8 protein-coding genes and 4 tRNA genes are annotated in these 7,696 nt (G+C 40.7%); 5 read left to right on the forward strand and 7 right to left on the reverse strand.

Annotated elements, in window-relative coordinates; genetic code table 11:
• Positions 1 to 249: 249 nt before the first annotated feature.
• Positions 250 to 909: an Npun_F0813 family protein gene (locus tag LC605_RS29675; protein ID WP_229551018.1), complete on the reverse strand. Its 660-nt coding sequence runs from the start codon at positions 907 to 909 to the stop codon at positions 250 to 252.
• A gap of 357 nt (positions 910 to 1,266) precedes the next feature.
• Between LC605_RS29675 and LC605_RS29680 the strand changes: the two genes are divergently transcribed.
• Positions 1,267 to 1,339, forward strand: a tRNA-Arg gene (locus tag LC605_RS29680).
• 42 nt (positions 1,340 to 1,381) lie between these two features.
• On the forward strand, positions 1,382 to 2,065 hold the full coding sequence (locus LC605_RS29685) for a group I intron-associated PD-(D/E)XK endonuclease (RefSeq protein WP_229551019.1): 684 nt from the start codon (positions 1,382 to 1,384) through the stop codon (positions 2,063 to 2,065).
• A 48-nt stretch (positions 2,066 to 2,113) separates the two neighbouring features.
• On the opposite strand, the gene LC605_RS29690 is transcribed toward LC605_RS29685, so the two are convergent.
• The 5 genes from LC605_RS29690 to nadA form a co-directional block, all read right to left on the reverse strand.
• On the reverse strand, positions 2,114 to 2,515 hold the full coding sequence (locus tag LC605_RS29690) for a DNA methyltransferase (RefSeq protein ID WP_229551020.1): 402 nt from the start codon (positions 2,513 to 2,515) through the stop codon (positions 2,114 to 2,116).
• Between the two features lie 223 nt (positions 2,516 to 2,738).
• Entirely contained in the window at positions 2,739 to 3,905 is a 1,167-nt protein-coding gene (locus LC605_RS29695; RefSeq protein WP_229551021.1) for a tyrosine-type recombinase/integrase, read from the reverse strand.
• 398 nt (positions 3,906 to 4,303) lie between these two features.
• A tRNA-Thr gene (locus LC605_RS29700) sits at positions 4,304 to 4,375 on the reverse strand.
• Positions 4,376 to 4,462: 87 nt separating this feature from the next.
• Positions 4,463 to 4,548 (reverse strand) — tRNA-Tyr (locus LC605_RS29705).
• 120 nt (positions 4,549 to 4,668) lie between these two features.
• Complete coding sequence (gene nadA, locus LC605_RS29710) at positions 4,669 to 5,643, reverse strand: quinolinate synthase NadA (protein ID WP_229551022.1); 975 nt, start codon at positions 5,641 to 5,643, stop codon at positions 4,669 to 4,671.
• A gap of 149 nt (positions 5,644 to 5,792) precedes the next feature.
• Between nadA and LC605_RS29715 the strand changes: the two genes are divergently transcribed.
• Positions 5,793 to 6,713: a TIGR04168 family protein gene (locus LC605_RS29715; RefSeq protein ID WP_229551023.1), complete on the forward strand. Its 921-nt coding sequence runs from the start codon at positions 5,793 to 5,795 to the stop codon at positions 6,711 to 6,713.
• A gap of 131 nt (positions 6,714 to 6,844) precedes the next feature.
• Positions 6,845 to 6,929, forward strand: a tRNA-Ser gene (locus tag LC605_RS29720).
• A 104-nt stretch (positions 6,930 to 7,033) separates the two neighbouring features.
• On the opposite strand, the gene LC605_RS29725 is transcribed toward LC605_RS29720, so the two are convergent.
• Positions 7,034 to 7,426, reverse strand: a complete 393-nt coding sequence (locus LC605_RS29725) for a hypothetical protein (protein ID WP_229551024.1) — start codon at positions 7,424 to 7,426, stop codon at positions 7,034 to 7,036.
• A gap of 123 nt (positions 7,427 to 7,549) precedes the next feature.
• On the opposite strand from LC605_RS29725, the gene LC605_RS29730 reads away from it, so the two are divergent.
• A partial coding sequence (locus LC605_RS29730) for a transposase (protein ID WP_309143282.1) occupies positions 7,550 to 7,696 on the forward strand: 147 nt, incomplete at its 3' end.

Below are 7,696 nucleotides of genomic sequence, written 5' to 3' on the forward strand. Positions count from 1 at the left end.
ACAAAAAGTATAGCAGTGCCAGTACGGCCCAGCCAATATTAGCTAAGACAATGTTCTGAGTGGTGAAAATGGATTTAGAAAGGAACGAATTCTCGTAAGAGTTATTCATAATACTTGACTATGTAGATGCACTCTGGCAGTATTTTGAGTAGAAGGACTGTATATTTAGCAGTGTGTCTGTCAGTTGATACACAATCGGACACCAAAAGCAAGTGCCAGTGGCAGGAATTTTGTTAAATAATTTCCATGCTACTGCCATAGTTTACCTAGTGGGGATTGATTTAGCCAACTGATAAACAGCGATCGCTCGCCTTCTGGCAGATCTTCTAGCTTGTAAATTACTTGTTTGGTAAAATTAGCATTGCCAAAATAGCCCTTTCCTAATCGATGCAGCTCTTGTAACAGGATCACTACATGATTTTCTTGCCAATCAGGTATTTTGTCTGCCGGCAAAGGATTAGTAGATACTAAATATTTAACCGCTTCTAGGGAAGATGCTTGGGGAAATTGCTTCTGCTTTAACACCTCCGCAATATCTTTTTCAAATAATGCAGCTTGTTTAGCACCTAAAAACTCTTCAATGTCGATAGAAACACCTTGTAATAGCAAAATACTGGCTTGGATTAAAATCGCCGTTTTGCCATGACCACCTGTGTCACTATCTAGTTGCTCTAAACGGATTTTACCCCAAACACTAAAGCGTTCGGGTTCCTCCAGTAAAACACAGGCTTTACCCCGATTATCCGTTAATTCTCTCCATAAAGCTCTAGCTTCTTCCTCTTGACTAGCTTTGAAGACACTAATCAAGCGAAAAGTCTGCCCTTGATAACTGAGAATCGGCACCTGCTGATCCTTTTTTGGGTGCTGAATGCTTGATATTTCAACATCCTGCCGTTTGAGAATAAACATGGCACTAGCAAATAACTCCTCACAGGGGCACTCTTAATATGGAATATATAATGACATTTGGCAGTATCGCCAAGGCTGAAATTACCTAGCATACTGTGGGAAGGAACTGGCGATCGCCAGTTACCTTCGGGAAGGTAACTACCCAGAGGGCGTTAGCGCTAACAGGCAAATAACCCCTTGACAACACAATATATCTAAATCAATACCCCATCTGTTTAGTTTTCGGTGTAAATTGACTAACTAGCGACTAGCATCTTAGCCTTGCTAGTGGGAAATCTGCAATTTTCGATTGCTTCTTGGTAGGTGAAGAGGATATAATAGTGTAGGTGACTCTTTCGGGAGCCATTATTTTGTTTTGGGCGCGTAGCTCAGTGGATAGAGCAATTGCCTTCTAAGCAATCGGTCGCAGGTTCGAACCCTGCCGCGCTCGTTTTAACTCGATATGAACCCTCAAGCACCATGAAGTGATATGATGATTTCCTTGGTTGAGGGTTCGTTATTGCTGCATCATACTAAGAACAAAGGCGATATTGCTGCTACAAAAGCGATCGCGGATCTAACGCTTAAAGGATACTTGATTTTCACACCAGTTGTTTGTGAGCATTTACCTTTTGATTTTGTTGCCTACAAAGGCGATAAATTTTATAAAATACAAGCTAAGTATGCGGGAGACAACAGGGTAGTCAATAAAACTATTTGGGTAGATAAAAATGCTACTCATCAGAAAAAGTATAAAATAAATGACTTTGATTTTTATGCTGTTTATCTGCCTGACATAGATAAAGTTGTTTATCCATCAATTAACTTTAATGGTTGCTACATAACTACTCAGATACCTAATTCAGCTACACCGTTTTACTGGTGGGAGGATTTTACAGACTTTACTGAAGCAGCCTCTAAGCGAACCTACAAAGATTTTGGCGTTGATTTAACAACTAGAAAGGTTAACCCAGACTCTAGGATTCATACCAGAAAAGTTGAAAGGCCATCAAAAGAAGAACTAGAAAAACTAGTTTGGGAAAAGCCAACCGCACAAATTGGGAGAGATTTTGGCGTATCTGATAAAGCTGTAGAAAAGTGCTGTAAAGCTTATGGCATAGAAAAGCCACCCAGAGGGTATTGGGTTAAGAAAGCTTATGGTAAAGTAGAGTCTTGAAAACAAACCCAAATAGAGTACAGAAGTCTTACTACTTTTACCACAAAATCAAAATAAACTGGTTTGTATAGAGTTATCTAGTTCAACTTTTCCTCTTTTGGATACATAATCAATTAATTTAACCCAAGCAATTTGATTGTTTTTCATAAAAACTCTTTCTTTGATGTTTAATATAAATGTTCCATCATCCTTTAACACTCGTTTTAATTCCTGAGATATAGGTAAAAACCACTCTACATATTTATCAGGATGAACCCCCCCATACGTATTTTTTCTACTGTCAGCATAAGGAGGTGAGGTGACAATAAGATCAACAATATTAGAAGGCATAGCTTTTAGATTATCCAAACAGTCGCCAAGGATAATTTTATTACGCCACTCGCCTAAATTCGGAGTAGATTGATTCTGGTCTGAAACTGTGGATATTTCTGAAGAAATACTTAAACTCATTTTTTAGTACATACAAAATTATAGAAACTTATTAATAGCATTATTTGGGGAGTCAGTACATTTAAATAAGGCAGTTAAGTTTTGTAAACTACCAAAGTTATGAGTACCTTTCAAGCTGCTGCATAAAAATTTTAATCTTTACTAACTTAAAAAGCTCGTGACGATGATTATACTCATAATCTCAACTTTGCCAAGCGTATGCAATTTCTGAACAGGAAATTTACTAAAGCGGTTTAAGTTGCTCTAAAAGTTTAGCATCAAGATATTTTTGTTCTATAACATCCACCGAATTATCACACCATTTTGCAACTACAGCAGTAGGAACACCTTTTGCAATTTGCTCAGAGATGAAAGTATCACGACACGAATATGGTGTGGTTTGACGTTCTACTAACGGGTCTACAATTTTATCCCAAGCTCGGCGTGAGAAGTTTCTATAATGTATTGATACTCCTTCAGGTGATGGAAATATTAAAGATTCCGGCTCAATATGTTCTGGTTTTATTTTTAAAATTAATTCTTGTAGTCGTTGATTACAGTTAAAAACACGCTTTTTATTATTCTTAGAGCCATTAACCCTCACCCTTTCACCATTTCCTACCTGAACTAATGCGCCTTCAAAGGTAATTTGAGAACAGTCAGGGGTAATATGCTTCCATTGCAGACCGATAGCTTCTGATGGTCGGCATCCTGTTAAAAACAAAAACTCTACAAATGGTGAGTAATAACTATAACCTATACCTTTAGATGGTTTGTGATTTTTAAAAGCCTGAATTATTTTTTCTTTCTCTTCTTCACTAAAGGCGTTTGGTTGTGAATTATCCTGCCATTTATACTTGGGAAGCTCGTTGTACATCCCTTCAAAAGGATTAAAAGTTACCAAACCATGTTTCATTCCCCATTTACAAGCTGCTGAAAGATACATGAGTACATCTTTGGCTTGTGAGGTAGTTGTTTGTTGTAACAATGCAAGTCTGATTTTTATACCCTCATCCAAATCTTGATATGGACAGCGTTTAATATGTTTTTCTAGTACAGCTAGTTTATCGAGTGTTCTAGGTTTTAGAGATTGGCGCTTGTAATCAATGTACCTATCCCATAGGTCTGAAATTGTTAATACCTTCTGCTGTTCGCCAGGAGTAACTATAGATAAATGTCTCTGTGGCTTGTACTTAGCCAGTGTTTCATCGAACTCGCCAGATGCAATGTCTAACTCTATCTGATGTGCTTTCTGTTCTGCTATCTGACGATTTTCTGGTGTATCGGCTAAATTCAGCGATATATACCTTTTGTTACTACCACAGACTTGCCTTGGTAGTCTCAACCGTAATCTATCTTGGAAACATTCAACACCTACTGATCCCTTAGAGGCTTTCTGTGTAGTGTTCATGCTCTAAATTTTAGCTATGAAAATAATGTACTCTACAAAATCATAGCCAAATCATAGCCAAAAAACAAGCTGATACCCAAAATTCTGTTCTGAATAGTCAAAATCATAGTCAAAAGAGGCAGGGGAGCAGGGGGCAGGGAGCGGGGCGGAGGATTGGAAGGAGCTTGTACTCCGACCAATCGAGAACGCCCTGGAAGGGCGGGGCTTGATACCCATGTTCCGCTCCGCTCCACGGCTTCGGGACAGGGATTGCTCCCCCTGCTCCCTGCTCCCTGCCCCTCCGCCTCTTCGGTCAAAATAGTCACAAATGCAAGTAAGAGACTTAGCTTTTGAACATCTAGATCTCTTAAAAAGGCTGAAACCCTTGATTTTACGTTGATTATTTTATCAATTTAAAAAGCCCGTGACGAGGATTGAACTCGTGACCTCACCCTTACCAAGGGTGTGCTCTACCACTGAGCCACACGGGCAAAAGATAACTTTGGTTTTTTAGTTGTAAGTTACAATGGTGGGAGTTTTGCTCTTTACCCAGTCATTATAACTTATAACTTCGTAAGTGGTGGGCCGGGCTGGATTTGAACCAGCGTAGGCGCTAGCCAACGGATTTACAGTCCGTCTCCATTAACCACTCGGACACCGACCCAATTTGTCTCACGATTTAGAATCATAGCACCACCTTTTATAAATAGCAAGTGCTTAAAAAAAATAACTTGTGGGTAGAGATCGTAATAAAACTGCGTCTCTACCAGATAAAAAATACTAGTTACACACTCATCTCCAGCATTCGTTGCATTGGTCGCAGTGCAGCAAGGCGAATATCCTCTGACATGGTAATTTCGGGAGTGCGATTTTTCATTGCCCAGTAAAGCTTTTCTAGGGTGTTTAACCGCATAAACGGACATTCGTTACAAGCGCAGTTATTCATCGGCGGTGCAGGGATGAAATGCTTGTCAGGAGCTAGTTTTTGCATTTGGTGAATGATTCCCGGTTCTGTCGCAACGATAAATTCCTTAGTGGGGCTGTTTTGACAATACTTGAGTAAAGCTGCTGTGGAGCCAATAAAGCTGGCGTGGCGCAATACACTACTTTCACATTCTGGATGTGCGATCGCCTCTGCTTCGGGATGGACAATTTTTAACTGGACAATTTTCTTTTCGGAGAAGGTTTCATGGACAACACAGCTACCTTGCCATAACAGCAAGTCTCGTCTTGTCTGTTCCATCACATAGCGCCCCAAATTCCGATCTGGAGCAAAAATAATCGGCTGTTCCTTCGGTATTTGCTGGACAATTTTCACAGCATTGGAACTGGTGCAAATAATATCGCTCATCGCCTTGATATCAGCAGAGCAGTTGATGTAAGATACTACCAAATGATCTGGATGCGCTGCTTTAAAAGCTGCAAACGCCTCTGGTGGACAACTGTCTGCTAAAGAACAACCAGCATTCAAATCTGGTAAAAGTACTAATTTATCGGGATTAAGTATCTTTGCTGTTTCTGCCATGAAGTGAACACCAGCAAAGACGATCACATCCGCATTAGTTTTTTCTGCTGCTTTCGCCAGTTGTAATGAATCGCCAATAAAGTCGGCAATATCCTGAATATCTGGCTCTTGATAATAATGTGCCAGGATAACGGCGTTGAGTTCTTTTTTGAGACTCTCAATGGCGGCAAACAATAAGAGTGGTAGTTCACCCAGTTGGGTTGTTTCTTGTTGAGCTAGTGCAGTAGTAAACACAGTTTAGGGGTGCTTTATGTTGCAAATGTATGTCCTGTGGATTCAATTATAGTAGTTTTTACCAAAAATAGTGGACGGTTGATATTTTGGGGTTGTGTCCAAATCGGGCTGAGTTTCATATCCTGGAGATAGACGGCAAGGAAAGTGGCATGACCAGTCAGAAAACTCAATCGATAACCCTCAAAATTGCTGTAATTGGAGATGTTCACGACCAATGGGAAGTGGAAGATGGTATTGCACTCAAGCATCTGGGTGTTGACTTAGCGCTGTTTGTCGGGGATTTTGGCAATGAATCGGTGGAAGTGGTCAGAGCGATCGCCTCTCTCGATCTTCCTAAAGCAGCCGTAATGGGCAACCACGATGCCTGGTACACCGCCACCGAGTGGGGACGCAAAAAGGCTCCTTATGACCGCTCTAAGGAAGACTGGGTACAGGAACAACTCGATTTATTAGGCCCGTCCCATGTCGGTTACGGTAAGTTGGATTTTCCCGCTTGGAATTTAACTGTTGTGGGGGGTCGTCCCTTTACCTGGGGTGGCCCAGAATGGAGATTTGCGGAAATCTGTCAAGAACGTTACGGTGTGACGAGTTTGGAAGAATCCGCCGATCGCATCTTCAAAGCAGTTAAAAGCGCCGCTTATGAGACAATTATATTTTTGGGTCACAATGGGCCTAGTGGGTTAGGCGATCGCCCCGAAGACCCCTGTGGCAAAGATTGGCACCCAATTGGCGGCGACTTTGGCGATCCAGATTTGGGCGAGGCGATATCTCTTGCCTTGACTACTGGTAAAACCATTCCTTTGGTGACATTTGGTCATATGCATCGAGATTTACGCCATACCAAGAAGATGCAGCGCAAGCCTATCTTTAGAAGTCCAGAGGGGACAATTTACTTAAATGCGGCTAGTGTCCCCAGGATTGTGGAAAATGACGGCGAGAAGTTGCGTAATTTTTCCATTGTCACCCTAGAGGCGGGTGTGGTTTCGCAAGTTTCCCTAGTTTGGGTGGGGAATGACTTCCAGGTGGCTAAGGGGGAAATTTTGTATGAGCGATCGCGCATTGTGTCGTAGACATTCGCATCCAGTAGTGCAATCTGCGTAGATAATAGGGTATAGTATTATCTGTCAAGTTTAGTGCTAACCAACAAAAGCGCCTGAATAGCGTCTGAAACTAGGATCAGCACAAGTTTGACAGATTTACTGGAGAGGTGGCAGAGTGGTCGATTGCGTCCGACTTGAAATCGGATGAGGCTAAAACCTCCGGGAGTTCGAATCTCCCCTTCTCCGTTCAAGAATGTTGTTATCAAGTAGTACACCTGTTTCGCATCTACAATATATCCAAACAGATGCACAAACAGTATTTGGTTAACTCCTGATGAACATTCTCAACATTAAAAACCTATATAAGGGTTAAATGTTGGTATGGAGCTGGTTATTTGTGGTGCATATACATCTAGCAGTAATTCTGGGTCAACCACAGGTAAATTATTACTCAAAACATAAGAATTTCTTGTAACTATCAATACTGGTTGACCTTGGTACAAAACGATAGGAGGATTGAGGCAGTAAATATTGTAAGGACTGTACACGCCATATTGACTACCATATAATCCATAGGAATTCCGAATGCTGTATATACCATAGGAACCACCGTACATACCGTGAGGATTACTAATAGAGTTTTGGTCGTATAGATTACTTGATAAAACGCCCAAAAATTGTCCATTAGCAGCGCATAATTGAGCTAAACCATTTACGGAAACGAGAAAATCTACAATTGACATAGTTTTTTACAATAAAAACTTATTTTCTCCAGCTTCATCTTCTAAGAGTGGCAACAACCTCAGCAAAAATGCCTAATTTGTGGGTTTGGTAGCGTGGTAATATTTTTTTCGTAATTAAATAGGATTTTACATAGAAAATATTGGTTTCTAAAAGAGGTTTTAGTTGAGACGGCAATTCTCTACAAGTTTAAAGTTGAGAGCCTTGAGGTAGTAGAAGACCATGTTCACGTTTTAGTGTCTGCAACACCTCAGCACACCATCCCAAACATA

The organism is Nostoc sp. CHAB 5836 (assembly GCF_020829445.1).
In the GTDB taxonomy this organism is placed as follows: Bacteria; Cyanobacteriota; Cyanobacteriia; order Cyanobacteriales; family Nostocaceae; genus Nostoc.

Bases quoted from the DNA above. Each gene is read 5' to 3' on its own strand.
- LC605_RS29725 (WP_229551024.1), bottom strand. From the start codon at position 7,426: ATGTCAATTGTAGATTTTCTCGTTTCCGTAAATGGTTTAGCTCAATTA.
- LC605_RS29675 (WP_229551018.1), bottom strand. From the start codon at position 909: ATGTTTATTCTCAAACGGCAGGATGTTGAAATATCAAGCATTCAGCAC.
- LC605_RS29690 (WP_229551020.1), bottom strand. From the start codon at position 2,515: ATGAGTTTAAGTATTTCTTCAGAAATATCCACAGTTTCAGACCAGAAT.
- LC605_RS29685 (WP_229551019.1), top strand. From the start codon at position 1,382: ATGATTTCCTTGGTTGAGGGTTCGTTATTGCTGCATCATACTAAGAAC.
- LC605_RS29715 (WP_229551023.1), top strand. From the start codon at position 5,793: ATGACCAGTCAGAAAACTCAATCGATAACCCTCAAAATTGCTGTAATT.
- LC605_RS29695 (WP_229551021.1), bottom strand. From the start codon at position 3,905: ATGAACACTACACAGAAAGCCTCTAAGGGATCAGTAGGTGTTGAATGT.